General features: G+C 65.8%; 26 protein-coding genes. 17 read left to right on the plus strand and 9 right to left on the minus strand.

Annotation, left to right across the window (positions count from 1 at the left end):
- Genes ACAG24_RS20520 through ACAG24_RS20585 form a run of 14 tightly spaced genes read left to right on the plus strand, consistent with a single transcriptional unit; the run spans window position 1 to window position 14036 of the window.
- The gene (locus ACAG24_RS20520) at window positions 1–840 is read left to right on the plus strand and encodes a coniferyl-alcohol dehydrogenase (RefSeq protein WP_370474261.1); all 840 of its coding nucleotides are present in this window, start codon (window positions 1–3) and stop codon (window positions 838–840) included.
- A complete protein-coding gene (locus tag ACAG24_RS20525) occupies window positions 837–1835 on the plus strand; it encodes a cyclase family protein (RefSeq protein WP_370474262.1) in 999 nt (332 codons plus the stop codon). The genes ACAG24_RS20520 and ACAG24_RS20525 overlap by 4 nt, the downstream gene beginning before the upstream one ends.
- 8 nt (window positions 1836–1843) lie before the next feature.
- Window positions 1844–2434: an NADPH-dependent FMN reductase gene (locus ACAG24_RS20530; protein ID WP_370474263.1), complete on the plus strand. Its 591-nt coding sequence runs from the start codon at window positions 1844–1846 to the stop codon at window positions 2432–2434.
- A gap of 4 nt (window positions 2435–2438) precedes the next feature.
- Window positions 2439–3269 carry an alpha/beta fold hydrolase gene (locus tag ACAG24_RS20535; protein ID WP_370474264.1) on the plus strand — a complete coding sequence of 277 codons (831 nt, stop codon included), beginning with the start codon at window positions 2439–2441 and terminating at the stop codon, window positions 3267–3269.
- Complete coding sequence (locus ACAG24_RS20540) at window positions 3262–4104, plus strand: SDR family NAD(P)-dependent oxidoreductase (RefSeq protein WP_370474265.1); 843 nt, start codon at window positions 3262–3264, stop codon at window positions 4102–4104. Before ACAG24_RS20535 ends, ACAG24_RS20540 begins: the two co-directional genes overlap by 8 nt.
- Before the next feature lie 32 nt (window positions 4105–4136).
- A complete protein-coding gene (locus ACAG24_RS20545; protein WP_370474266.1) occupies window positions 4137–4811 on the plus strand; it encodes a TetR/AcrR family transcriptional regulator in 675 nt (224 codons plus the stop codon).
- 1 nt (window position 4812) lies between these two features.
- On the plus strand, window positions 4813–5013 hold the full coding sequence (locus tag ACAG24_RS20550; RefSeq protein WP_370474267.1) for a ferredoxin: 201 nt from the start codon (window positions 4813–4815) through the stop codon (window positions 5011–5013).
- Complete coding sequence (locus ACAG24_RS20555; protein ID WP_370474268.1) at window positions 5010–6242, plus strand: cytochrome P450; 1233 nt, start codon at window positions 5010–5012, stop codon at window positions 6240–6242. The genes ACAG24_RS20550 and ACAG24_RS20555 overlap by 4 nt, the downstream gene beginning before the upstream one ends.
- Before the next feature lie 41 nt (window positions 6243–6283).
- Complete coding sequence (locus ACAG24_RS20560; RefSeq protein WP_370474269.1) at window positions 6284–7453, plus strand: amidohydrolase family protein; 1170 nt, start codon at window positions 6284–6286, stop codon at window positions 7451–7453.
- Window positions 7450–8697: a M24 family metallopeptidase gene (locus ACAG24_RS20565; RefSeq protein ID WP_370474270.1), complete on the plus strand. Its 1248-nt coding sequence runs from the start codon at window positions 7450–7452 to the stop codon at window positions 8695–8697. Before ACAG24_RS20560 ends, ACAG24_RS20565 begins: the two co-directional genes overlap by 4 nt.
- Window positions 8697–9848, plus strand: a complete 1152-nt coding sequence (locus ACAG24_RS20570; RefSeq protein ID WP_370474271.1) for a M24 family metallopeptidase — start codon at window positions 8697–8699, stop codon at window positions 9846–9848. Before ACAG24_RS20565 ends, ACAG24_RS20570 begins: the two co-directional genes overlap by 1 nt.
- Window positions 9841–10800, plus strand: coding sequence for an enoyl-CoA hydratase/isomerase family protein (locus ACAG24_RS20575; protein ID WP_370474272.1), 960 nt, complete (start codon window positions 9841–9843; stop codon window positions 10798–10800). Before ACAG24_RS20570 ends, ACAG24_RS20575 begins: the two co-directional genes overlap by 8 nt.
- A gap of 7 nt (window positions 10801–10807) precedes the next feature.
- Window positions 10808–13219 (plus strand): CaiB/BaiF CoA-transferase family protein, encoded by a 2412-nt coding sequence (locus ACAG24_RS20580; protein WP_370474273.1) that lies wholly within the window; start codon window positions 10808–10810, stop codon window positions 13217–13219.
- 10 nt (window positions 13220–13229) lie between these two features.
- Entirely contained in the window at window positions 13230–14036 is an 807-nt protein-coding gene (locus tag ACAG24_RS20585; protein ID WP_370474274.1) for an SDR family NAD(P)-dependent oxidoreductase, read from the plus strand.
- Here the strand turns inward: ACAG24_RS20585 and ACAG24_RS20590 are convergent.
- A complete protein-coding gene (locus ACAG24_RS20590) occupies window positions 14033–15121 on the minus strand; it encodes an NAD-dependent epimerase/dehydratase family protein (RefSeq protein ID WP_370474275.1) in 1089 nt (362 codons plus the stop codon). The two genes, ACAG24_RS20585 and ACAG24_RS20590, sit on opposite strands and share 4 nt — an antisense overlap.
- Before the next feature lie 23 nt (window positions 15122–15144).
- Here ACAG24_RS20590 and ACAG24_RS20595 point away from each other — a divergent pair, with 23 nt between their 5' ends.
- Both ACAG24_RS20595 and fadD12 read left to right on the plus strand, forming a co-directional pair.
- Window positions 15145–15981 (plus strand): lysophospholipid acyltransferase family protein, encoded by an 837-nt coding sequence (locus tag ACAG24_RS20595; RefSeq protein WP_370474276.1) that lies wholly within the window; start codon window positions 15145–15147, stop codon window positions 15979–15981.
- A 5-nt stretch (window positions 15982–15986) separates the two neighbouring features.
- Window positions 15987–17585, plus strand: coding sequence for an acyl-CoA ligase FadD12 (gene fadD12 / locus ACAG24_RS20600; protein WP_370474277.1), 1599 nt, complete (start codon window positions 15987–15989; stop codon window positions 17583–17585).
- 1 nt (window position 17586) lies between these two features.
- Here the strand turns inward: fadD12 and ACAG24_RS20605 are convergent, their stop codons facing one another.
- The 4 genes from ACAG24_RS20605 to ACAG24_RS20620 all read right to left on the minus strand — a co-directional run bounded on the left by ACAG24_RS20605 (window position 17587) and on the right by ACAG24_RS20620 (window position 22156).
- A complete protein-coding gene (locus ACAG24_RS20605) occupies window positions 17587–19026 on the minus strand; it encodes a WS/DGAT/MGAT family O-acyltransferase (protein WP_370474278.1) in 1440 nt (479 codons plus the stop codon).
- Between the two features lie 93 nt (window positions 19027–19119).
- The gene (locus ACAG24_RS20610; RefSeq protein ID WP_370474279.1) at window positions 19120–19956 is read right to left on the minus strand and encodes a mycofactocin-coupled SDR family oxidoreductase; all 837 of its coding nucleotides are present in this window, start codon (window positions 19954–19956) and stop codon (window positions 19120–19122) included.
- Between the two features lie 36 nt (window positions 19957–19992).
- Window positions 19993–21201 (minus strand): cytochrome P450, encoded by a 1209-nt coding sequence (locus ACAG24_RS20615; protein WP_370474280.1) that lies wholly within the window; start codon window positions 21199–21201, stop codon window positions 19993–19995.
- Between the two features lie 235 nt (window positions 21202–21436).
- A complete protein-coding gene (locus ACAG24_RS20620) occupies window positions 21437–22156 on the minus strand; it encodes a TetR/AcrR family transcriptional regulator (protein ID WP_370474281.1) in 720 nt (239 codons plus the stop codon).
- Between the two features lie 153 nt (window positions 22157–22309).
- On the opposite strand from ACAG24_RS20620, the gene ACAG24_RS20625 reads away from it, so the two are divergent.
- A complete protein-coding gene (locus tag ACAG24_RS20625; RefSeq protein WP_370474282.1) occupies window positions 22310–23092 on the plus strand; it encodes an enoyl-CoA hydratase in 783 nt (260 codons plus the stop codon).
- A 35-nt stretch (window positions 23093–23127) separates the two neighbouring features.
- On the opposite strand, the gene ACAG24_RS20630 is transcribed toward ACAG24_RS20625, so the two are convergent.
- From ACAG24_RS20630 to ACAG24_RS20645, 4 genes are read right to left on the minus strand one after another with little or no spacing between them, the layout of a single operon-like run.
- Window positions 23128–23970: an acyl-CoA dehydrogenase family protein gene (locus tag ACAG24_RS20630; protein WP_370474283.1), complete on the minus strand. Its 843-nt coding sequence runs from the start codon at window positions 23968–23970 to the stop codon at window positions 23128–23130.
- Between the two features lie 2 nt (window positions 23971–23972).
- A complete protein-coding gene (locus ACAG24_RS20635) occupies window positions 23973–25100 on the minus strand; it encodes an acyl-CoA dehydrogenase family protein (RefSeq protein ID WP_370474284.1) in 1128 nt (375 codons plus the stop codon).
- A complete protein-coding gene (locus ACAG24_RS20640; RefSeq protein WP_370474285.1) occupies window positions 25097–25525 on the minus strand; it encodes a nuclear transport factor 2 family protein in 429 nt (142 codons plus the stop codon). The genes ACAG24_RS20635 and ACAG24_RS20640 overlap by 4 nt, the downstream gene beginning before the upstream one ends.
- Complete coding sequence (locus tag ACAG24_RS20645) at window positions 25509–26756, minus strand: metal-dependent hydrolase family protein (protein WP_370474286.1); 1248 nt, start codon at window positions 26754–26756, stop codon at window positions 25509–25511. The genes ACAG24_RS20640 and ACAG24_RS20645 overlap by 17 nt, the downstream gene beginning before the upstream one ends.

Genomic DNA, 26756 nt, shown 5'->3' on the forward strand with positions numbered 1-26756 from the left:
GTGGTGCAGATCGACGAACTGTTCCGCTACGACGGCAGGCGCGTGATCGTGACCGGCTGTGCGTCCGGTATCGGCGCGGCGCTGGTGAGGCTTCTCGACGGGCTCGGGGCCGACATCGTCGGCCTCGACATCCGTCCTCCTGCCACCGATTTCGGGCTCGACGAGTTCCATGCCGTCGACCTCGCCGACGAGGCGTCGGTCGTCGACGCGGCGGCGGCCGTGGAAGGCCCGGTCGACGCGTTGTTCAACGTCGCCGGCGTGTCTTCGGGTATCAAGGATCCGCTTCGGGTCGTCACGATCAATTTCCTGGGCACCCGCAGCTTCACCGAGGCGATCACACCCCGGATGACGCCGGGTTCGGCGATCGCCAATGTGTCCTCACTGGCGGCGTCGCAGTACCTCGCCAACGCGCCGGTCACGCTCGGCCTTCTGGACACCGGTTCCTTCGCCGAGGGAATCGAATGGTGTCATCGCAATCCCGACGCGCTCGCCGACGGCGGCTATCGCCTGTCCAAGGAGGCGACCATCCTCTACGGCCTGCGCGTCGTCTCGAAGTTGGGATCGAAAGGTATTCGGATCAATTGCACCGCGCCCGGGGTGACGGACACGCCGATCCTCGATCAGCTCAGGAGTGCCTACGGCCAAGGATTTCTCGACTCGTTCCAGAATCCCCTCGGTCGTCACGCCGATGCCGACGAACAGGCGAGCGTGCTCGCATTCCTCAACAGCTCGGCGGCCAAACACATCACCGGTCATGTGATCTGGGTGGACGGCGGATCGGTGGCCGAACGCGTCTTCGGGGATCTCACTGATCAGCGACTAACAAAGGACCCGACATGACCGGCACCATGAGCGACTTTCGCAGGGCCGCGGACGAGCTCCGCAACTGGGGACGGTGGGGCGACGACGACGAGCTCGGGACCCTGAACTTCATCACGCCCGAGAAGGTCACGGAGGCGGCCGGTCTCGTGAAGCAGGGCAAGGTCATCTCCCTCGGCGGTGATTTCAGCTCGGGAGGGCCGCAGGGCGCGTTCAAGTTCCGGCAGAACCCAGTGCATGTGATGACCGTCGACGGCGGGGATGCGTCGACGCTGGTCCGGTACGGGCCCGAGTGGCTTCGTAACGCGGTGGCCTCCGACGTCAGCGCGTTCTTCGCCGACAACCCGTTCCGATTCAACGACGACATGATCGTCATGCCCCTGCAGGCGGCCACCCAGTGGGATGCGATGTCGCACGTCTATTACGAAGACACGTTGTACAACGGTTTCCCGGCGGACTCGGTGACGAGCTTCGGCGCCTACCACCTCGGCATCGAGAAGGTCGACAGCAAGGGCATCACCTCCCGCGGGGTGCTGCTCGACGTCGTGGCCCATCGAGGCGCTGAGGTCTTCTGCGAAGCCGGCGAGCCGATCACACCGGATGAACTCGACGAGATCGTTGCCGAGCAGAAGGTCGAGATTCGTTCCGGGGACGTTGTCGTCGTGCACACCGGGTGGTGGACACGCTTCCTGGCGACCGGTGACGGCGGTGAAGCCGGCTCGGGTCTGCACTGGACGTGTGCATCCTGGCTGCACCGCCACGAGGTGGCAGCAGTGGCCGCCGACAACCTGATGGTCGAGGATCCCAACCCCGCCAACGGGGTCGAGGGCACTTTCCTTCCGATGCACATGCTCTGCCTGCGGGACATGGGGTTGATGCTCGGCGAGTACTGGGATCTCGGCCCGCTGGCCGCCGACTGTGCCTCCGACGGCATCTACGAATTCCAGCTCGTCGCACCACCTCTGAAAGTGGTTGGTGCGGTGGGTGCACCTGTCAGTCCGATTGCGATCAAGTGAGTGATGAAGTGACCAATACCGAACAACCTTTCATCGTCGGTCTCGGCGGAACATTACGGGCCAACTCGTCGACCGAGCGGGCGCTGCGGTACTGCCTGGAAGCCGTCGAGAAGCAGGGCGGCCGAACCCGGCTGTTCGCCGCCGAGGAACTCGACCTGCCGATGTATGCGCCGCACGAGCTCGAGCGCACGCCGCGCGCACTCGAATTGGTCAAGACACTGCGCGACGCCGACGCCGTCGTCGTGGGCTCACCGGGCTATCACGGCGCGGTGTCCGGACTGGTCAAGAACGCGCTCGACTACATCGAGGATCTCCGCGAGGACCCGCGGGTGTATCTCGACAACACGCCGTGGGGCTGCATCAGCTGTGCCTACGGCTGGCAGGCGGCAGTGGGGACGCTGACGCAGTTGCGTGGCATCGGCCATGCGTTGCGGGCGTGGCCGACGCCGCTGGGAGTGGCGATCAACTCGGCCGAGCCGATCTGGGATCAGTCCGGAGCCCTTGCCGACACCGAGCAGGGCAGGACCGTCGCGAACCAGCTCGAGCTGCTGGCCGGCCAGGTCCTGGCGTTCGCCCAGACGAGCAGGGAAACGACGTGACACGGTGACGTTCGAATCGAGGTCTGTTCTCGTCGACGGACTGGCCACCGGCTATCTCGAAGCGGGGCAGGGAGATCCGGTCGTCCTGCTGCACGGCGGCGAGTTCGGCGCCAGCGCCAGGATCGGCTGGGAGCACACGATCGACGCACTGGCGCAGCGCTATCGCGTGCTGGCCCCGGACATGCTGGGTTTCGGCGAATCGGCCAAGGTCGTCGACTTCACCGATGGCCGCGGTATGCGCATCCGCCACATCGCCCGGTTCTGCGAGGTGATGGGTGTGACGTCAGCACATTTCGTCGGCAATTCGATGGGCGCGATCAATCTGCTCGTGGACACGACGTCCGACGCTCCGATGCTGCCGGTGCGCAGCCTGGTCGCGATCTGCGGCGGCGGAGAGATCCAGCGCAATGAACACGTCAGCGCTCTTTACGATTACGACGCCACCATCGACGGGATGCGCAGAATCGTCACCGCGCTGTTCGCCGACGATTCCTACCCTGATGACGGTCACTATGTCCGGCGACGATTCGAGTCGAGCATCGCGCCGGGAGCGTGGGAGTCGTTGGCAGCAGCCAGGTTCCGCCGACCGGGGCTGGAAGCTCCCGCCACACCGAGCAGCGCACGTGCCTATGACCGGATCGTGGTACCCACGTTGGTGGTGGAGGGCGGGCAGGACAAGCTGTTGCCGCGGGGCTGGGCGGCCGAGATCGCCGGTCAGATCGAACACGGCCGATCGGCGGTGGTCGACAGCGCCGGGCACTGCCCGCAGATCGAACAGCCAGACATCGTGAACGACCTTCTACTCACATTCTTCGAGGAGATCGCCAATGACTGAACTCGCCGGGAAGGTCGCGATCGTCACGGGCGGTGCCTCGGGCATCGGCCGCGGAATCGCGCAGAGGTTCGCCGCGGAAGGCGCCCACCTGGTGGTGGCCGATGTCCGCGACGAACTCGGCGAAAGCCTTGTGGACGAGCTCAATTCGACCGGGGCGAATGCGGTGTACCGGCACACCGACGTCGGGGAACAGGCCCAGGTCGGGGAACTGGTCGACGCCGCGGTCTCGACCTTCGGCGGTCTGCACGTGATGGTCAACAACGCCGGCATCTCCAGTCCGCTACGCAAGGGGCTCTTCCACGAGGACTTCGAGGAGTTCGACCGCGTCATGCGGGTGAACGTCCTAGGCCTGATGGCGGGCACGCGGGACGCCGCCCGGCACATGGCCGACAACGGCGGCGGATCGATCGTCAACCTCGGCTCCATCGGCGGCATCCAGGCCGGGGGAGGCGTGTCGACGTACCGGGCGTCCAAGGCGGCCATCATCCACTTCACCAAGTGCGCTGCCATCGAGCTCGCGCATTATGAGGTGCGCGTCAATTGCATCGCCCCAGGCAACATCCCCACTCCGATTCTGGCGTCGTCGGCGACAGACGAGGACCGCGAACGACTGGAGCGCTTCGAAGCGCGGATCCGCCGGCAGATGCGCGACGACAGACCACTGAAACGGGAGGGCACCGCAGACGACGTGGCGGAGGCCGCGCTGTATCTCGCGACCGACCGGTCGCGTTACGTGACGGGAACCGTGTTGCCCGTCGACGGCGGCACCGTTGCGGGAAAGGTCATCAGCCGCAAGCCCGCGGATAAGTCAGAAAATCTGCAGCAGCAGGGGTGATCGCTTTAAATCAATCACTTGACTTAAGTGATGTGACGGGGTTCACTGGAGGGGTGACGACAGCGAGGACCGTCCGTGCCGACCGCGCCACCACCACGCAAGAGGCGATCCTGAAGGCCGCTGAACGGCTCTACGCCGAACATGGTGTGTACGCCGTATCGAACCGGCAGGTGAGCGAGGCTGCGGGGCAGGGGAACAACGCGGCCGTCGGCTATCACTTCGGCACCAAGACCGACCTGGTGCGCGCCATCGAGCAGAAGCACCGTGCCTCGATCGAGCTGCTGCTCGAGCGGATGGTGGCCAACACCGGCGACTCTGCGGAACTGCGGGACTGGATCGCCTGCCTGGTCTGCTCGCTCACCGAGCACCTGGCCCAGCTCGGGAACCCGACGTGGTATGCCCGCTTCGCGGCGCAGGCGTTGGCGGATCCGGCGTACCAGAAGGTCGTCGTCCGGGACGCGTTGGCGTCACCCTCGCTGGTCCGTGTTGTCGACGGCATCACCCGATGCCTGCCCGATCTGCCGATGGCCGTGGTCGTCGAGCGCAACATCATGGCCCGGAACCTGCTGGTGCACACCTGTGCAGACTTCGAGCGGGCATTCGCAGACGGCGCCGATCTGCCCCGAACATCCTGGCGGGCAGTCGGTTCCGGACTCATCGACGCGATCGTCGGCCTGTGGCGCTCACCGGTGACAGAACTGCCCTGACATGAAGGTCACCGTCGACCAGGACAAGTGCGTCTCCTCCGGGCAGTGCGTGCTCAACGCCATGGAGGTGTTCGACCAGCGTGACGACGACGGCGTCGTCGAACTGCTGATCTCCGAGCCCGGGCCCGAATACGCCCAACAGACCCGCAACGCCGCGGCAGCATGCCCCGCCATGGCGATCCACATCGAGGAGACCGCATGACAGAAACGCTTGCAGAACAGCCGATCTCGGCCGCCCCCGAGTATCCGATGGAGCGCGAGACCACCTGCCCGTTCGCACCCCCGCGGCGGATGCTCGAGATGAACGAGTCCAAACCCCTGTCCCGGGTCAGGATCTGGAACGGCACGACACCGTGGCTGATCACCGGCCACGAGGTGGCTCGCACGCTGTTCGCCGATCCGCGGGTCAGCGTCGACGACCGGCGCGACGGTTTCCCCCACTGGAACGAGCACATGCTGTCCACGGTCAACAAGCGGCCGCGGTCGGTGTTCACCTCGGACGCAGAGGAGCACACCCGGTTCCGCAGAATGTTGTCCAAGCCGTTCACGTTCCGCCGGGTGGAGGGGCTGCGCGGGGTGATCCAGGAGGTCACCGACGAGTGCATCGACGAGATCCTGGCCGGCCCGCAGCCTGCCGACATGGTGGCCAAACTGGCGCTGCCGGTGCCCACCCGGGTGATCAGCGACATGCTCGGCGTGCCCTACGAGGACCACGAATTCTTCCAAGAGCACGCCAATGCCGGGCTGGCCCGCTTCGCCGCCGCGGACGCCATGCAAAAGGGTGCGATGAGCTTGCACCAGTACCTGATCAACCTTGTCGAGCAGAAGCAGAAGGACCCTGCCGAGGACGCGGTGTCCGACCTCGCCGAGCGCGTCACCGCGGGGGAGATCAGCGTCAAGGAGGCCGCCCAGCTCGGGACGGGTCTTCTGATCGCCGGGCACGAGACGACGGCGAACATGATCGGCATCGGTATCTGTGCACTGCTGGAGAACCCCGAACAGGCGGCGCTGCTGCGTGATTCGGAGGATCCGAAGTTCATCGCGAACGCGGTCGAAGAGTTGATGCGATACCTGTCGATCATTCAGAACGGCCAGCGCCGGGTCGCAATCGAGGACATCGAGATCGCCGGTGAGACGATCCGGGCGGGGGAGGGCATCATCATCGACCTCGCACCCGCCAACTGGGATGCCGCGGCCTACCCCGAGCCTGACAAGCTCGACCTCACCCGCGACGCCGGCCAGCAGTTAGGTTTCGGCTACGGCCGCCACCAGTGCGTCGGTCAGCAGCTCGCGCGGGCCGAACTGCAGATCGTGTTCCACACGCTGCTGCGTCGCATCCCGACGATGAAGCTGGCCATCCCGTTCGACGAGGTGCCCTTCAAGCACGACCGCCTCGCCTACGGCGTCTACGAGCTTCCCGTGACCTGGTAACCCACGAGACCTCAAGCCCTACAGCCCGATTGGAGACACCAATGTCTACCCCCACGATTCCGTCGCTCTACCCGCCCGAGGGGTTCGGTGCCCCGAAGAACCGTCAGGGCCATTCGACCGGCGGTGTCGTCGGCTTGCCCGCCGACACCGTGATCTTCTCCGCCGACAACCACATCTCCGTGGCCGACGACATCTTCTACGAGCGTTTCCCCGAGGAGCTCAAGGGCGCCGCCCCGCGCATCTGGTACGAGGACGGCGCGTACATGGTCGGGATGAAGGGCAAGGCGTGGACCGGAGGCGATTTCGGTCGTGTGCTGATGCAGTACGACGACCTCGCCGGCGCCGCGTCGAACAACATCGAGGCACGTATCCGAGAGCTCAAGGACGACGGCATCGACAAGGAGCTGGCCTTCCCCAACGCGGTGCTGGCTCTGTTCCATTACCCGGACAAGAGCCTGCGCGAGCGGGTGTTCCGGATCTACAACGAGCACATCGCCGATCTTCAGGAGCGCTCCAACGGTCACTTCTATGGTGTCGGCCTGATCAACTGGTGGGATCCCGCTGGAACTCGGTCCACTCTGGAAGAACTGAAGTCGTTGGGACTCAAAACGTTCCTGCTGCCGCTGAATCCGGGTAAGGACGACGAGGGCAACATCTACGACTACGGCAGCACCAGCATGGATGCCGTGTGGGACGAGATCGAAGCTTCCGGCATTCCCGTCAGCCACCACATCGGTGAGACGCCGCCGAAGACGCCGTGCCAGAACAACAGTGTCGTCGTCGGCATGATGGTCAACGTCGACTCGTTCCGCGAGCAGTTCGCCAAGTACGTGTTCTCCGGCATCCTCGACCGGCATCCGTCGCTGAAGATCGGGTGGTTCGAAGGCGGAATCGCCTGGGTGCCGACGGCACTACAGGATGCCGAACACATGCTCGCGTCCTACCGCCACATGTTCAACCACGAACTGCAGCATGACGTGAGCTACTACTGGAACAACCACATGAGCGCGTCGTTCATGGTCGACCCGCTCGGCCTGCAGTTGATCGACCGCATCGGCGTGGACAACGTCATGTGGTCCTCGGACTACCCGCACAACGAGAGCACGTTCGGATACTCCGAGAAGTCGTTGGCGTCGGTCGTCGAGGCCGTCGGCCCTGAGGCCGCCGTGAAGATCGTCAGCACCAACGTGCAGAAGTTCCTGGGAATATGACGACCACCTTCGCGACGTCGAGCGGCGTGACGCAGCTGAGCATTCCGGATCTCCCGGACCGAGATCGGATGTACCGAGAATGCGGTGCGCGGCTGCGGGATTCGATGAGGACCAAGGGCGTCGACGCGCTGGTTCTGCTCGGCAACGGCAATGTCGTGTACGCGACGGGCGCGAGCTGGCCGCTTCTCGACGCGGGCCTGTCCCATGTCGAGCGACCGGTGGCCGTCGTCCTTGCAGACGACGAGCACCCACACCTGTTCATGCCGTTTCGGGAAGGCAGCGCGTTCGAGACCGAGGTGCCCGCCGACCACGTCCACGGCCCGCTGTATCTCGAATTCGACGAAGGGGTCCAGCATTTCGCCAGAGTGCTGGCTTCGCTGGTTCCTGCCGGATCGTCCGTCGCGGTCGACGAGTTGACCGGAGCGATGCGGCGAGCCGCGGGGCAGCTGTTCCCCGCAGGTCCTCCGTCGGATGCGGCTCAGGTGATCGGGCCGGCCAAGCTGGTGAAGACGGTCGACCAGATCGCCGCGGTCCGGAAAGCATGCCGCATCACCGAAGAGGCGGTCGCCGACGTGTACCGATCGCTGGCCCCGGGCGTGCGGCAGATGGACCTGTCGTCGCAGTTCGTCCGACGCGCCTTCGAACTCGGCGCCACCACGAACATGATCGAGGCCATCTGGCAGGTGATGCCGACGACGCGGGACAGCGGCGCGGTGTGGACGACCACCGGCGACCTGGCGTTGCCGCTGTTGCCCACGGAGAAGGAGCTGGCCGAGGGCGACGTGCTGTGGACCGACATCAGCATCACCTACGAGGGCTACTGCTCGGACTGGGGCCGTACCTGGGTGGTGGGCCGGGAACCCTCCGAGCGCCAGCAGGCGCAGTTCGCACAGTGGCGCCATGTTCTCGACGCCGTGCTGGCGGTGACGAAGGCGGGTGCGACATCCGGTGACCTGGCCCGGGCGGCCATCGCGGCCAACGGCGGAACGAAGCCCTGGCTTCCGCATTTCTACCTCGGCCACGGTATCGGCACCAACGCCGCCGAAATGCCCATGATCGGAACGGATCTCGGACAAGAATTCGACGACAACTTCGTGTTCCCGGCCGGCATGCTGCTCGTGCTCGAGCCCGTCATCTGGGAGGACGGCACCGGCGGCTACCGAAGCGAGGAGATCGTCGTCATCACCGAGGACGGATACCAGTCGATCACCGATTGCCCCTACACGCCCTACGGGAGTAACTGATGGCTGAAGAGATCGTTCCCGACGATCTGGCTCTGCGCACCGGGCGTCGCGAGCGGGTGCTCGCGCAGATGGCGGCCGAGGACCTCGACGTCCTGGTGCTGGGCCGGCAGGCCAACGTCCGCTACGTCACCGGCGCCCCGCAGCTGTGGGTCGCGGGCACGCGGCCGTTCGCGCCGATCTGCGTCCTCGTTCGCGCCAGCGGCGACATCCACCTCAACAGCAGCTGGGACGAGGGCATCCCGGAAGAGATCGGGCACGACCGGCTTTACGGTCTGGCCTGGAACCCGATGACGCTGATCGAGGTTCTCAAGAACATCGACGGAGCAGCCGATGCCGGCCGCGTGGGCACCGACGCCATGTCCCCGACATTCGCGCAACTGCTGCCGATGGCGTTCCCGCACGCGGAGTTCGTCGACGGCGAAACCGCGATGAAGGCGGCGCGGCGCAGCAAGACCCCCGAGGAGATCCGGGTTCTGCGCGGGGCGCTCGCGGTGGCCGAACGTGGGCTTGCCGCAGCGGTTTCGGAGCTCGCGGAGGGTATCACCGAGCAGGCCTTGAACGGCGTCCTCATGGAAGCGATGGCAGCGGGTGGCTTCAGCACCTCGGCCACCCAGGATGGCGTGTGGATCACCTCACCGGAGCACTCCTGGCGGGTCGGACGCCGCGACGGCCGGATCCGCGAGGGCGATCTGGTGGCGCTGGCCGCCGGCGCGCTGGCCGACGGCTATGTCGGCGAGGTCGGCCGAACCTGGCCGGTCGGCGAGGTGAAGAACGCCTCGCAGGTGGGAGCGCTGTATCGGCGTGCGAACGACGTGTGGGAACGGCTTCTCGATGCCTGCCGACCCGGGGCGCCGGCCGGTGACCTGCTGCACGCGTACGAGGCTGCCGGAGAGGCACTTCCGCCGATCCCGGTGGCGCATGGGCTCGGCCTGGGGTTCGACCCGCCGGTGATCTCGCCCGATCTGCCGGCCACCTCTGCCGCCGAACGTCTCGACCCCGGAACCGTGCTGGCACTCACGTCGTATGTCTGGGAGCCGGGCATTGGCGCGGTGTTCAGTCGCGATGCCCTTCTGATCAACGACGATGGCCCCGAAGTGCTGACTTCCAGCCCGTCGTTCTCGGGGGCGGCGATCGGGACGGCCCGTGTCTGAGCGGCCGTCTCCGGAAGAGATCATCCTCTACGACAAAGACCCGAAGACCAAGATCGCGACGATCACGTTCAATCGGCCGGATTTCCTCAACGCTCCTACGTCGATGGCGCGCTTAAGATACGCCGACATTCTTCGCGCTGCCAACACTGACAACGACGTGAAGGTGGTGATCATCCGCGGTGTCGGGGACAATCTCGGTAGCGGTGCGGACCTTCCGGAGTTCATGGAGGGCAACGACAATCCGGCTGCCCGGCTGGCTGAGCTGCGGTTGGAGGACGACGGGGTCGGTGAGGTCACGTATCCGCCGAAGGGCACGTTCCGCAATGGCGCCACCATCAGTGCGTGGTATGCCAACTCGCAGGCAGGCAACCGCGCGCTACAGGATTTCAAAAAGATCAGCATCGTCGAGGCCAAGGGGTATTGCTACGGGTGGCACTTCTACCAGTGCGCGGACGCCGATCTGGTCATTTCCTCCGAGGATGCGCTGTTCGGCCATCCGTCTTTTCGATACCACGGTTGGGGTCCTCGGATGTGGACCTGGGTGCAGATGATGGGCCTGCGAAAGTTTCAGGAGATGGTGTTCACAGGCAGGCCGTTCACCGCCGCGGAGATGTATGACTGCAATTTCCTCAACAAGGTGGTGCCCCGCGACCAGCTCGAGACCACGGTCGAGAAGTACGCGCTAGCGTGTTCGCGAAACCGCCCGGTAGATACCGTATTCCAGCAGAAGCTGTTTTTCGAAGTGTTCAAGCAACAGCAGGGTGAATACATGGGCAGCCTTCTGAGCGCGTTCTTCGAGTCCATGGGCAACGGGGTGGCCAACGACAGCGATGATGACCTGGACATGTTCGAATCGATTGACAGCGGTCTGTCCGCGGCGGTCAACGACAACGACAGCAAGTTCCCGCCCGAGTTCCGGTTGAGCAAACGCAATCGGGCCAAGGAGGACTAGACCCGCAGTGTCTGAGCCTGCCCTGTCGGGATTAGCGGTCGTCGATCTTTCCAGCGGAATAGCCGGCGCCTACTGCACCAAGCTGCTCGCCGACGGTGGCGCCCAGGTCATCAAAATCGAACCTGTGCAGGGTGATCCGCTGCGCAGCTGGTCGGCATCGAGGGCGACGATCGTCGACGGCGACGACGGCGCTCTGTTCTCTTACCTGGCCTGCTCCAAACAATCCGTGGTGGCCGACCCGATCACCGACGCGGAGTTCATCGACACGCTGCTCGCACGAGCAGACGCAGTCGTGTGGTCGCAGGGCCCTGGTGCGGCGGATCATCCCGACTTCACTCCGCAAGAGATCCATGGGCGATACCCGCATCTGATCGTCACGGCGATCACGGCGTTCGGCCTGGAGGGTCCCTGGTCCGGCCGTCCCGCAACCGAATTCACACTGCAGGCGTGGTCGGGAGGAATCGTCGGCCTGGGACGCGGCGCCCCCGACCGCGCCCCCGTCCACGTGGGCGGACAGGTCGGCGAATACCTCGCAGGCGCCTACGCGAGCGCGGCGACCCTGGCGTCCCGAATGCGTGGCGGCGCCGAGTTGATCGATCTGTCGATGCTGGAGACTGCGATCCTCGGTCTCACCTACTACCCGGTGAGCTACTTCGAGATGCTGGGCCGGCCGTGGCGCGATGCCCGCAGGCTGACCGTTCCCGGCATCGCCCGCGCCAAGGACGGTTTGGTCGACATCGGCTGCGGCACCGCTGCGCAGTGGTTCGACCTGTGCGCGATGACCGGACACGTCGAATGGATCGACGAGGACTCGCCGCTGTCGATCACCCAGCAGGCCAATGAGAAGGCCGAGGAGCTCTACGGCTGGGTGGCCGACCAGACCGTCGACGAGATCCGCGATCTGGCGACCGCGTTCAGGATTCCGAACGCTCCGGTCGCCCACGGCGCGAATGTCGAGAGGCTGGACCACTACGTCGAGCGCCAGTCGTTCGTCGTCAATCCGCGCGACGGGTTCACCCAGCCGGCACCGCCCTATCGCACCGCCCCGCCGATCCTGCGTCACCCCGAGCCCGCGCCACGCCTGGGCGAGCACACCGAGCTCTACCGGTCGCGAAATAGCATTCCCGGTCGTGAATCTGGCTCCGCAACAGCCAGGAATGCTATTCCGCGAGACGGCGCCCTGCCGTTCGCGGGGCTGCGCGTGGTCGACATGACCACCTTCTGGGCCGGGCCGAGCTGCACCCACCTGCTCGCCATGCTGGGCGCGGATGTGATCCACGTCGAATCGACCCGCCACCCGGACGGCACCAGACTCATCGCGGGCATCCCCGTCACCGAGGACCGGTGGTGGGAGCAGTCGCCGATCTTCTCGGGCCTCAACACCAACAAGCGCGGCATCACGCTGAACCTGCAGAGCGACACCGGCCGTGACATTCTCAAACGATTGATCGGGACCGCCGACGTCGTCGTGGAGAACTTCACGCCGCGCGTCCTGGAGAGCATGGGCTTGACCTATGACGTCGTCAAGGCGATCCGGCCGGACGTCGTGATGGTCCGGATGCCGGGCTTCGGTCTCGACGGCCCATGGCGCGACAACCCGGCGTTCGCGTATGTGATCGAGGCCGCGGCCGGGATCAGCTGGCTCACCGGCTATCCCGACCTCAACCCGTTCGAGCCCTACTCGGTCGGGGACCCCAACGCCGGCGTGCACGCGTTCAACGCGATCCTGCTGGCGCTGGAACATCGCCGACGCACCGGTGAAGGCTCGATGATCGAGGCGGCGATGGTCGACGCCGCGCTCAATGTCGCCGCCGAACAGGTCATCGAGTACTCGGCGTACGGGTCGGTGCTTCAGCGCGACGGCAATCGCGGGCCCGTCGCCGCACCGCAGAACCTGTACCTGTCCGACGAGGTCGACGAGTTCGGCCGCCTCGACAGCTGGGTGGCGATCGCGGTGGCGACCGACGAGCAGTGGCTGAGACTGGTCTCGGCGCTGGGGGACCCGGAATGGGCGGCCGTGGGCGAGCTGGCCACCGCGCAGGGGCGCCGGACGCACCACGATCTGATCGACGGGCACCTGTCCGCGTGGTGTGCCGAACGCAGCCGCGATCAGATCGTCGAGACCCTCTGGGACGCCGGTGTTCCGGTGGCCAAGGTGCTGCAGCCCCACCGGCAGACGGAGATCCCTCAACTGACGGTCCGCGGGTTCTTCGAGTCCGTCGAGCATCCGGTCAACCCGCCGACCCGGCACAGCACGCTGCCGTTCCGCAGCACCCGCGGGCCCGAACGTGTGCACACCGCCCCCGCCCCGCTTCTCGGCCAGCACAATCAAGACGTGCTGGGAGAACTCGGACTGACGGTGGACGAGATCGCGCAGCTCGAGGCCGATGGGGTCATCGGCACGTCGCCCGCGCGCTAACCTGCCTCCCATGGCCATCGCCCCGTCGGACATCCTGCTCACCGGCCGCGTAGCGGTCGTCACCGGCGGAGGGGCCGGCATCGGACGGGGAATCGCTCAGGGACTGGCGGCATTCGGGGCGTCGGTTGCGATCTGGGAGCGCGACCCCGACACGTGCATGCAGGCCGCCGACGACATCGGTGGCCTCGGCCTGCCCGCCGACGTGCGCGACGCCGCCGCGGTCGACGCGGCCCTCGAACGCACCGAGCGCGAGTTGGGCACCGTCTCGATCCTGGTGAACAACGCGGGCGGCACGTTCAACTCGCCGCTGCTGGAGACCTCGGAGAACGGCTGGGATGCGCTGTATCGCAGCAATCTCCGTCATGTGCTGCTGTGCACACAGCGGGTCGCCCGCCGGCTGGTCGAGGCGGGGCAACCCGGCAGTGTCATCAACGTGACCTCGATCGAGGGCAGCAGGGCGGCGCCGGGATACGCGGCCTACGCCGCGGCCAAGGCCGGGGTCGTCAACTACACCAAGACCTCATCGTTCGAGCTGGCGCCGCACGGCATCCGCGTCAACGCGCTCGCGCCCGACCTCACCATGACCGAAGGGCTGCAACGGCTCGCCATCGGTGACCTCGACGGGGGACTGGCCGATGGCATCCCGATGCGCCGAGTCGGGCATGTCGACGAAATTGCCTCCGCTGCGGTCTTTCTCGCGTCCGACATGGCGGGCTACATCACCGGTCAGACCATCCACGTCGACGGCGGCACGGAAGCCGCAGGCGGGTGGTACTTCCACCCGGACACCGGGACGCCGACGCTGGGGCCCGCCTAGGAATCCGGTGACGGATCGCCGATCCTGCGCTTGATGGCCCCCCACGGGTCGGCGTACTGCCCCGGTTGTTTCCAGTAAGCCCCACGACGCTTCAGGACCGCGCGGATCACGGGTGACAACAGTGCCAGCACGTACTTGGACGGACCCGCCTGGCGAGCAGCCTCGTCGATCATGTCCTGCCACGAATGATGTTGGAACTGCAGGGCTTCCTGCGCTCGTGCGGTGTCCATCCAATCGGTGACGAACCAGGCGTCGTCGTCGTCGGGATTCCCTTTGCGGCCGGGCGCCAGCCCACCCTTGATGCCCCGCGCACCGGCCAGCGCCGGGGTGATGTCCCCGTAGAGCTGCTTGTGGGAGTCGTCGCCGGCGATGAGGAGGATCTCGCGGGCGACGTCGGCGGTCGTCGCCGCGGCGAAGGCCCACGCGACATCACGGACATCGACGCTGTGCATTCGGTTGTCGGTCGGCAGCAGGCTCTCGAAGTACAGTGCGTCCGCGTTGAACGGAATCGCCTTGGGGTCGACGCTGAGCACACCGCCGAGACGCAGCACGACCCATTCCAGGGAGGAGGCCCGCACGATCGACTCCGCCTCGGCCTTATGCGCGCTGTACAGGTCGGAATGCTTCATCGGCATGTCCGCCGTCACCGGACCGGTCGCCTTGTGCGGGTTGCGCGCGCCGAACACGGCATTGCTCGACGCCTGAACAAATCTCGGGGGTGTGGGCTGCGCCTCGGCGACCTTCACCAGCGTCGCGGTCGCGTCGACATTGACCCGCCGCGCGAGGGCTCGGTTCTTGTAGATCCCCGGGGGGATGATCGCCGCGAGATGGATGATCACCGACGGCGCCACGTCGGCGACGAGACGAGCGGTTTGATCGGGGTCGGTCAGGTCGACAAACCGGGCGGAGGCTCCACGGGGCAGCGCGGCGGCCGCAGTTCGAGTGGCGGGGGTGTCGAGGTCGGCGATGACGACTGTGCGGCCGAGTTCGGACAACCGGCGCGCAGTCGCCGAACCGACGAGACCGAAGCCGCCGGTGACCAGCACTGTGCCCCGCGCATCGGACGTGCCCCGTTCGTCGGTCATTTAGGGCCCTCTCACCTGCGGATATGACATTCTCTTTACAGGAGAGTAGCATATCCGTCACCATGTCGGACGAGCCTGCCGAGACGGCCAAATGGGACCCCGGTTTCACCCGGCAGATCACCAACCTGGTGGGGCCGGTGATCCGACGATACTTCCGCGCCGAGGTTCGCGGGGTGGCTTCGATGCCCGAAACCGGCGGGGCGTTGTTGGTGTCCAACCACTCCGGCGGCATGCTGACTCCCGACGTGCTCGTGTTCGCGCCCGAGTTCTACAGGCAGTTCGGATTCGACCGCCCCCTCTACACGCTCGGGCATTACGGCATCTTCATGGGACCGCTCGGCGACTTCCTCCGTCGCGCCGGCGTCATCGAGGCGAGTCGTGAGAACGCCGGTAAAGCACTGCGGGACGGGGCTGTGGTGCTGGTCTTCCCCGGCGGGGACTACGACTCCTACCGGCCGACGTTCAGCGCCAACACCGTCGACTTCGCGGGCCGCACAGGCTATGTCCGCACGGCGATCGACGCAGGCGTGCCGATCGTGCCGATGGTGTCGATCGGCGGGCAGGAAACGCAGATTTTCCTCGCCCGTGGCGACTCGATCGCGCGGCGCATTGGCCTCACCAAGGCGCGGATGGAGATCCTGCCGATCAGCGTGGGCTTCCCGTTCGGCCTCTCGATGATCTTTCCCCCGAACTTCCCTCTGCCGTCGAAGATCGTCACCCAGGTTCTGGAACCCATCGACATCCTCGCGAAGTTCGGCGAAGACCCGGACATCGATGAAGTCGACCACTACGTGCGATCGGTGATGCAGGCCGCGCTCGACGAATTGTCCCGCAAGCGCCGGTTCCCCGTAATAGGTTGAAGCGCATGGCGGATCAGCTCGGAATGCTTACGACACTGTGGCGCGCCAGGCTGATCGCACCTCTGCGCCCCGACCGCTATCTGCGCATGGGGCTGGCGATGCGCCGCGCCGGGCTGACGGCGACCGTGGGGTTCGCCGCCGCGGCCCAGCGGTGCCCTGATCGGCCGGGGATCATCGATGAGCTCGGCACGCTCACATGGAAACAGCTCGACGACCGATGCGACGCCCTCGGCGTGGCGCTGCAAGCGCACAAACCCGGCACGGTTGCCGTAATGTGCCGCAATCACCGCGGTTTCGTGGAAGCTCTGGTCGGAGCCAATCGCATCGGCGCCGACGTTCTGTTGCTGAACACGTCTTTCGCCGGACCGGCGATGGCCGAGGTCATCGCTCGCGAGGGTGCTGACGTCGTCATTTATGACCAGGAGTTCACCGCGACCGTCGACCGGGCTCTGCAAGACACTCCCGACGCGGTGCGGATTCTGGGGTGGGTCGACAGCACGGAGGGGCTGAACGCACCGGCGCTGGAGTCGTTGATCGACACCCACCTCGGACAGCGGCCGAAACCGGCCACCCGCAAGAGCGACGTCATCCTGCTCACCTCGGGCACCACGGGAAGCCCCAAGGGCGCCAAGCGTTCTGCGGGCAGCGGCGGTGCCGGAGACCTCAAAGCAGTCCTCGACCGCACCCCGTGGCGTGCCGAGGAACCCATCGTCATCGCCGCCCCGATGTTCCACGCCTGGGGATTCTCGCAGCTGCTGTTCGCCGCACTCCTGGCCTGCCCCATCGTCACCCGCAGGAAGTTCGACCCGGCGGCGACCCTCGCCCTGGTGGACCGTCACCGAGCGACCGGTCTCGCCGTCGTCCCGGTGATGTTCGACCGCATCATGGACCTGCCCGACGAGGTGCGAAACCGCTACAGCGGCAAGTCGTTGCGCTTCGCCACCGCCTCGGGGTCACGGATGCGCCCCGACGTCGTCACAGCGTTCATGGACCAGTTCGGCGACGTCATCTACAACAACTACAACGCCACGGAAGCCGGCATGATCGCCACCGCGACACCGGCCGATCTGCGCGCCGCGCCCGACACCGCCGGGCGGCCCGCCGACGGTACCGAGCTGCGGATCCTCGATGCCGACCACCGCGAGGTGCCCACGGGTGAGGTCGGGCAGATATTCGTGCGCAGCGGAACCCTTTTCGACGGCTATACCTCGGGTGCCACCAAGGATTTTCACGACGGCTTCATGGCCTCCGGGGACATGGGGTACCTCGACGACGCGGGTCGGCTGTTCGTCGTCGGACGCGACGACGAGATGATCGTCTCGGGCGGGGAGAATGTCTATCCGATCGAGGTGGAGAAGACGCTGGTCGCCCATCCCGAGGTGGCCGAGGCGACCGTACTCGGCGTCGACGACGCGGAGTACGGCCAGCGACTGGCGGCGTTCGTGGTCCTCACCGATGGCGGCACCGCGACCGTCGACGACCTCAAAGCGCATGTGCGGGCCAACCTCGCCAATTACAAGGTGCCGCGCGACATCACGATTCTCGACGAGTTGCCGCGCGGTAGCACCGGCAAGATCCTGCGCAACGAACTGCGCGGCAGCTGAGTCAGCGCCCGCCTGCGGTCGCCGGCGGCATCGCCGTATCCACGGTGCCCGCCTCGGAGAGTCCGCACGCTCGGCGTAATTCGGTGAAAGCGTGCACCATCGCGTCGGTGGACTCGTGGGGGTCGGCGAATGTGCGGTCATCCGAGAGCACCGCGATGTCGAGTTGGTCGACATAGCTCCACACCGTCATGTTGAACGCACTGCCCGCGGAAAGCACACCGACGGAATAGATCTCGCTGACCGGCGCACCGCCGATGTGCCCACGCCGCTTCGGCCCGGGGACGTTGGAGATCGCGACGTTCATCAGCCGGTTGTGGTCGGCGCGCTTGGCTTGCGCTCTGAACAGCGCCGGGGCCAGCGGAGGCGGCAGGTATTCGAGCATCCTGCCCTGCAGCGTCGGCCCCAGCAGCTCGTTGTTCTCCTTGGCTCGGGTGGTCGCCACCGACGTGAGCTTCACCCGCTCCAGCGGATCATCGATGTGGACCGGCAAGGACACCATCATGCCGCCGATCTCGTTGCCGGTGATCCGCTCCGTCGACCTGTCCGTGGCGATCGGCACCGTCGCCATGATCGGACGGTCCGCCCGCCCGTCGTAGCGCATCAACAACTCTCGGAGTCCGCCGGCGGCGATCGCGAGGACCACATCGTTGAACGTCACCCCGAGGTGTTTCGCCGTCTCCTTGATCTCCGCCAACGACAGGGTCGCGGTGGCGAAGGTACGGACGGGGGAAACCACGTGATTGAGGAAGGTCGGCGGTGCGTTGAACGGCTTGGCCAGATCGGGGACCGAGCGGCGTTCCTTGGCGCGTTTGCGTAGCCGGGTCATGCCGCGCGCGGCATCGGTGACCAGCCCGGGCAGCTCTGCCATGTTGCGGAAATGGTCGACCTGCGCCTCCCAGAGCAGATCCTTGACCGAGGGCTCCGCGCAGGCTTGTGGGGGGTCGTCACGCTCGTCCTGCGCAGTGTCGATCAGATCCATCAGGCGCGCAAGGAGATTCGCCGAGGCCACCCCGTCGGCGAGCGTGTGGTGCACCTTTCCGATCAGCGCGAAGCGGTTTCCGGTCATCCCCTCGGCGAAGTGGAACTCCCACAGGGGCTTGCTGCGGTCGAGCGGCGTGCTGGCGATCTCCCCGATGACCCGATCGAGCTCGCGACGCCCACCCGGAGCGGGCACCTGCACCCGCCGAAGGTGGTAATCCAGGTCGACCGGGCAGTCCTGCAGCCACATCGGATGATGCAATCGCAAAGGAATGTCGATCAATCGGTAGCGCAGTGGGTCGAGCAGATGGAGCCGGCGGGCCACGGTCTGACGGAACGCATCGAACCCGTAGTCGCCGTCATACCCCTCGGCATCGATCACCGCCACCTTCAGCGTGTGCGTGTGCAGATTCGGGGTCTCGCTGTACAACAGCATGGCGTCCATACCGTTGAGCCGCTTCATGGTGAACCATGCAACCACTAGCGCCACATGATCATGCCGAAATCGGCAGATCTCCTGCGGCGTCGGTGTTTTGTGGGCCGGTGGCCGGCGCTGCTACTTCAAGCAGCTGCCACCGTCGACTGGCAGTGTGACGCCCGTGATGAAGCGTGCCTCGTCGGAAGCCAGGAACAGCACCGCGTTGGCGATGTCTTCGGGTTCCACCCAACCGATGGGCAGCGTGTGCATCAGCTGACCGATCACCTTCATGTCCTCGGGACCCGGGTTCTCCAGGTCGGGCCGGAACAACTTCATCGTCGGCTCGTTCATGAACAACGGGGTGTTCACGTTTGTCGGGTGGACGGAGTTCACGCGGATGTTCTGCGCGCCGAGTTCGACGGCGAACGTGCGCATCAGCCCGACGACGCCGTGCTTGGCGGCGACGTAGTGGCCGGTGTGGGGGTAGGCCTTGAGGCCGCCGACAGAGCTGGTCAGGATGATCGAGCCGCCGTTGCCGCCCGCAAGGATGTGCGGGACACCGGCTTTGACCGTCTTCCACACACCTGAGAGGTTCACGGCGATCATGTCATCCCAGTCGGGCTCGTCGGTCTTGTCGAGCGTCTGTCCGCCGTTGCCGATTCCGGCGTTGGCGACGATGATGTCGAGCTTTCCGAACTCCTCGACACCCGCGTCGACGGCGGACTTCAACGCGTCATAGTCACGGACGTCGACCTCGGCAGTGTGAATGCGCCCGCCCGCGTTCTTGACCAGATCGGCGGTCTCGGCGAGGTCCTCCGGTGTCGACAGGGGGATCAGCACGCTGTCGATCTGCTTACAGATGTCGACGGCGATGATGTCGGCACCCTCCTGCGCCAGGCGCACCGCATGCGCACGTCCCTGTCCGCGCGCCGCACCGGTGACGAAAGCGACCTTGCCTTCTACACGTCCTGCCATGTTTTCAGTCCTTTTGTGAGGGTTGGTGGTGGGGATTCAGTTGACGAAGGTGGGCATGGTTTCCCAGCCGCGGACCGCCGTGGTCTGCGAGGGGGTGGCGTTCGGCCAATCGACCTCCCACGTCGGGAAGCGCTTCAGGATCTCTTCGAGCGCGATCCTGCCTTCGAGACGCGCGAGCGCGTTGCCCATGCAGAAATGCGTACCCGCGCCGAATGTCATGTGCGAACGCAGTTCTCGATGAATGTCGAATACGTCGCCGTCGGGCGGGAACCTGCGGTGGTCTCGGTTCGCCGAACCGACGAGCATCAGCATCGCTGAACCCGCCGGTACCGTCTGGCCGTAGTACTCCACGTCGCGGGTGACATAGCGAGCGATCTGCAGCGCAGGCGGTTCCCACCGCAAGATCTCTTCGATCGCCTGCGGAATCAACGTCGGATCGGCTGCGAGCTCGGCACGCTGATCCGGGTAGTCGGCGAGCGTCTTACCCGCCCAGCCGATCAGACGCGTGGTGGTTTCGCTGCCCGCGGTCGCGATCACCGTCAGATACATCAGCAGTTCTTCGCGGGCCAGCCTGCGGCGCGTTCCGGTCTCGTCTTCGAATTCGGCGTTGAGCAGGTCGGTCATGATGTCGTCCGACGGGTGCTCGGTGCGGTAGTCGATGAACTCGGCGAACACCTCACCGGTGGCCATCAGGTCGACCGAGTCGCTCTGCAGGGTGGCCTCGCCGTGGTCGGTGACCCGCCGCTGGTCCTCTTCCGGAATGCCCAGCAGCATGCCGATGACGCGCATCGGCATCTGCGCACCGAGGTCGCGGACGAAGTCGAATCGGTCCGCCCCGGTCAGCGGATCCAGACAGCGGGCGGTGAACTCGCGGATCTGCGGCTCGAGTGCCTGCACCTTGCGCGGCGTGAACACCCGAGACAGGAGGTTGCGGTGGATGTTGTGGATCGGCGGATCCTCGAAAATCAGTGTGCCCGGCGGGATCTCCATGCCCGATTTGATGATCTCCAACAACGCGCCCCGGCCCGAGATGAAGGTCTCGTGGTCGATGACGCCCTTGTTGACGTCCTCGTACCGGCTCAGCGCGTAGAAGTCGTGCTTGGCGTTGTAGTACAGCGGTGCCTCCTCTCGGAGGCGCGCGAACACCGGGTAGGGATTCATGTTGAGTTCGACGCTGTACGTGTCGTAGTACAAGTCCTCCGTCGTGGCATCCTGCACGTCGGAGTTGTCAGCGCTGATCGTCACGTGTTCCCTCTCGCTGGATCAGTCTTCGTAAGACATCGGGCTGCAATTTGTCTCACAACTGTGGCATCGCGGGCGCGCGAGTGTCAATGGCAGACTCCCTCAGTGCAACGATTGCTCTCTGAAGAAAAGAACTGCGCTCTCGGATTCTGGGCAGCCTAAATGCCGGCCCGTCTGTGAGAGCGTGTTTCGCCGAACAAGCGAACGAGATTCTAGAAACGAAAGAGGAAGGTTCTGCCTAGTCGGCAGAGAATCCGAAGGCGCAGAAGTCCCAGACTTCGTCAGCGCTGATCGGGTGCGAAGCGTTGTCGTCGCCGTCGCCGCTGGACTGCGCGACGAACATCACCGTCTGCATCGTCATGGCGGCCATGCGCTTGGGATTGATCCCCTCGCGCAGCTGGCCGGCCGCACTGGCCTCCTCCATCAGCTCGGTGAGCAGGGCCAGCAGTGGAGCATGGGCTACCTTCACCTCGGACGGGTGGGACACCAGCAGGCGGGGGGCGAAGTCGGTGAACAGCGGCCGTTTGGCCGACGGATCCGGGCGGGATGACTCGAAGAGCAGCTGAATGGCCACCTTCAAGCGTTCGATGGGATCTTCCTGTCCAGAGGTCGCGGCGCGGATCTGGTCTGCCGATCGGCTCAGCGCATCCTCGAACAGCGCGAGCAGGAGCTCATGCTTGCCGTCGAACTGCAGGTAGAAGCTGCGAAGTGACTGGCGTGAGCGGTCGACGACCTCTTGGACCGTGAAGTCGGTGCTGCCCTTTTCGATGATGATGGCCTGCGCGGCGTCGAGGAAGCGCTGCACGCGCTGCGCGGCCCGCAGTTTGGCGGTCTTGATGGAACGTTCGACCGCGCGCTGCTTCCAAGCGGGTTCTTCGCTGGGATTCGTCACCGAGGGCTCAGATGCAGGCCGACTGGGGAGAACATGAACTGACTGTACCGGAGAACGCCTTGCCATAGCGGTCCTCGACCCCCTCTCGGCCAACGTGTCAGAGATTGTAACTTCCTCATCACGAGAATAGTATTCTCATTTTGGTGATAACAGAAGGCCCATGTGGAACAACGCGTCGGGCCGCTCGCTATTCCCTCCCCTGGAAACCCGAGGACCGCCGTGTACATCGACTATGACGTGACCGACCGGATCGCGACCATCACCCTCAACAGGCCCGAAGCGGCCAATGCGCAGAACCCCGAGCTCCTCGACGAACTCGACGCTGCATGGACGCGCGCCGCCGAGGACCCCGACGTGTCCGTCATCGTGCTGCGGGCCAACGGCAAGCACTTCTCCGCCGGCCACGACCTGCGGGGCGGTGGTCCGGTGCCGGACAAGATCACGCTCGAATTCATCATCCAGCACGAAGCCAAGCGGTATCTGGAGTACACGTTGCGCTGGCGCAACGTGCCGAAGCCGTCGATCGCCGCGGTGCAGGGCCGGTGCATCTCCGGTGGCCTGCTCCTGTGCTGGCCGTGCGACCTCATCATCGCCGCCGACGACGCGCAGTTCTCCGACCCCGTCGTGCTCATGGGTATCGGTGGCGTGGAATACCACGGCCACACCTGGGAACTCGGCCCGCGCAAGGCCAAAGAGATCCTTTTCACCGGCCGCGCCATGACCGCCGACGAAGCCGCGGGCACAGGCATGGTCAACCGGGTGGTTCCACGCGACCAGCTCGACAGCGAGACAAGGGCTCTGGCCGAGCAGATTGCGAAGATGCCGCCGTTCGCTCTGCGTCAGGCCAAGCGTGCCGTGAACCAGACGCTTGACGTGCAAGGCTTCTACGCCGCGATCCAGTCGGTGTTCGACGTGCACCAGACCGGACACGGCAACGCGCTCAGCGTCGGAGGTTGGCCGGTGCTGGTGAACCTCGACGAGATGAAGGCCAACATCAAGTAGCCGCTTCGCACCGCTCGCGGTGCGACGGGGTTGGTCTAGAGCTGAGCGAGGCGGGGGACCGAGCCGCGGGCCCGCAGACCCGCTCCGGCCCTGCGCGTGAGTTCCCTTGAGCTGCCCAGCAATCCGTCGAGCACCAGCACCCGCTTCACATGGTGCTGCAAAGCGTGCTCCTCGGTGAAGCCGATGCCGCCGAGCACCTGCTGGCAGTGCCTGGCCGCGGTCAGAGCGGCCTTACCCGCAGCGGCCTTGGCCAGCAACGCGGTCAGGTCCGGGTTGTCCGCACCGGGCAGGGTCAGCGTCGCCTCGGCGCCTTCGATCGCCACCAGCGTCTCGGCCAGCCGGTGCCGCACCGCCTGGAAGGCGGCGATCGGCTTGCCGAACTGCGTGCGGTCCAGGGCGTGCTGACGTGCGAGCTCGAGCATCGCCCGTGCCGAGCCGACCAGCCACCAGCCGACGGCAACCCGAGCCTCCGCGACGCGGATGGGGTAGCCCTCCTCCTCGCGGCGCAGCGGCAGCCCGCCGAGCGTCGGGTCGAGGCTCTCCTGGCTTTCGTCGTCTCCCGTCGCTTCGCTCGCCCCGACGCGATCCCACACCACCCAGGCGTTGCCTGCGTACGGCAGTGGCAGTTCCACGGTGTCGCCGATGGTGTTGCCGGTGGCGTGTAACACCACGTCGACGAGAATCGATGCGTGCGAGCCGGTTTCGCCGAGCAGCCGGAAGTACAACGGGATCGCCAGTTCGGGCATGTCGGTCAGCATGTCGGCCCAGCCAAGCTCGACCAGCGCCGCGTCGAGCGTCGGCCCCGACGACGACAGCATGGTCTTTCGCAGCGATGCTTCGAGCATTCCGAGCGACTCTCGATCCAGTTGGGCGGTCATGGTCACTCCTTCCCGAGGTCGAGCAGGCGGCGGGCGATGATGTTGCGCTGAACTTCTGCGGTGCCCCCGTAGATCGTCGCGGCCCGCGAATACAGATATTCGGTGCGCCATTCGGTGTCGTCGAGTTCGATCGCACCGGGCAGCAGATCGTGGACGGTGTCGTAGAGCCGCTGCTCGGCGCCGGCCAGCAACACCTTGTCGATCGACGTGTCGGGTCCGAGCTTCTGGCCTTCGCCCAGCCTGTGCTGGGTCGCGCGGGACCGGCAGCGCAGCGTGTGCAGGGCCAGGTAGGCCTCGCCCATGTCGGAGTCCACGGCCTGGCCGTGGCTGCGCACCTCGTTCACGAGTGCGTCGAAACGCGAATACAGGTAGGCGATTCGCTGCCAGAAGCAGGTGGACCGTTCGTAGGGGAGCAGGTCCATCGCGAGCTTCCAGCCGTCCCCGGGCTCGCCCAGCATGCGGCTCGAATCCACCTCGACGTCGTCGAAGTAGACCTCACAGAACTCGTCGACGTCGTGCATGGTCCGCAGCGGACGGACAGAGATGCCCGGGGTGTCGAGATCGACGAAGAAGGCCGTGATGCCCTCGTGGTTGGGCGTGTTCGCGTCGCCGGTGCGGGTGAGCAGGATGCAGCGATGGGAGAACTGCGCGAAACTCGTCCACACCTTCTGGCCGTTGATGACCCACTTGTCTGCGCGCTGCACCGCGCGCGTGGTCAGCGAGGCGAGGTCGCTGCCCGAGCCTGGCTCTGAAAAACCCTGGCACCATTGCTCTTCGCCGCTGAGCAGCTTGGGCACCATCTCGGCGGCCAGCTCGGGTTTCGCGTAGTCGATCATCGTCGGTGCGAGCACCTCCAGCATCGAGTACGGCCCGGGCTCGGCCAGGCGACGTCCCACCACCTCTTCGCCGACGATGGCTCGCAGCATGGCTGGGCCACCGAGTCCGCCGGCGTGCTCGGGCCAGCCGTATCGGCTCCAGCCGGCGTCGTAGAGTGCCCGCTGCACGCGAGCGAACTGCCTGATGTGGCCCTCCAGCGAGTGGTCGTCGGCCGGCGGGGTCAGGTCGTTCTGTTCGAGCCACTCACGCAGCGCGGTACGGAACGCGGCGGGTTCGTAGAGCTCGTTGCTCATCCGGCTTCGGGCCTTCCGATCGCATGGGGACGTCCGGAGTCGTGATCTCCGTTTCGCCGGATGAAGGTCATGGCACGGGTTTTCAGCCGCCACCCGTCCTCGGTACGCAGGTAAGTGTCTTTGTAGTAACCGATCCGCATGTCGTGCTTGGAGTGCTCGATGAAGCACAGCGGCTGCGTGCCGGTGGCGGTATCGGCGCCCTCGACGAGGTCCACCAGCGCGGTCCCGGTCATGAACAAACCCTTGGGTGCGGCATCCACGAGCACGGGGAACCGGTTGAGCGTGTAGGTCTCCCCGAACGCGCTGTAGGTGCCGTCGGGGGTGAAGACCTCGACCAACCCTTCGACGTCACCCTGGGTGATCGTCACCGCGTACTTGGCGAGGAGCTGCTGGATCTCGACGAGATCCTCAGTTCGTGAGCTCATTCTTGAAGACCTTACCGTCCTTCATTACAAAGTTGACATCCCGTGTAACGGCGATATCCGTCAGCGGGTCGCCGGGCACCGCGATGATGTCGGCGATGTAGCCCTCCGCGAGACGCCCGAGCGTCGAGGAGCGGTTGATGAGGTCGGCGGCGACGACGGTGGCCGCGCGCAGCACCGCTGCAGGCGGCATGCCCCAGTCGACGAGCGTGACGAGTTCGTCGGCGTTCTTGCCGTGGGGGATGGCCGGCGCGTCCGTGCCGACGGCGATCTTGACGCCTGCCTCGTAGGCGGCCTTGATGGAAGTCCGCGCCTTCGGGAACATCTCAGCGGCCTTGTCCTGCAACTCTTTCGGAGCCCGAGACACATCCATGGCCTCCGCCAGGCGTCGTGTCGTGACCAGGAACCGGTCGTTGTCGACCAGCATCTGGATGGCCTCGTCATCCATCAGGAACCCGTGTTCGATGCAGTCGATGCCGCACGCGACCGCGTGCTTGACCGCCTCGGCGCCGTGCGTGTGGGCCGCCACCCTCAAGCCGCGGCGATGCGCCTCGTCGACGATGGCCCGCAGCTCCTCGTCCGAATAGTGCTGCGCCCCAGCCTCTCCGGTCAGGGACATCACACCGCCGGACACGCAGACCTTGATCAGCTCGGCGCCATGCTTGATCTGATAGCGCACCGCCTTGCGGATCTCGTCGACGCCGTTGGCGATGCCCTCCTCGATCGTCAGCTCGAGAGCTCCAGGCATGAACGCCGCGAACATCGTGGGGTCGAGATGGCCTCCGGTCGGCGTGATCGCGTGACCCGCGGGGATCACCCGCGGACCATCGATCCAGCCGGCGGCGATGGCCTTGCCCAACGCGACGTCGAGAAGGTATCCGCCTGTCTTGACGAACAGTCCGAGATTGCGCACGGTCGTGAATCCGGCACGCAGCGTGCGGCGGGCATTGCCCACCGCACGCAGCACACGGGTGGCAGGGTCGTCCTGAACCTGTGACAGGCCGGGGTTCTCACCGCGCCCGCCCATCAGGAGGTTGACCTCCATGTCCATCAGACCGGGCAGCAGGATCGAGTCGCCCAGATCGATCTCCGTGGAGCCTTCCGGCGTTTCGCCGCCGAGCCCGGCGATCCGTCCGTCCGCGACGTGGATGACGCCGGGCCGGACGATCTCGCCGGCGTCGACGTCGACGTAACCCGCGGCCTTGAGGGTGAGTGGTGGTGGTGGAGGGGGCAC

The sequence above is a fragment of the Mycobacterium bulgaricum genome (assembly GCF_041287165.2).
GTDB classification, from domain to species: domain Bacteria; phylum Actinomycetota; class Actinomycetes; order Mycobacteriales; family Mycobacteriaceae; genus Mycobacterium; species Mycobacterium bulgaricum.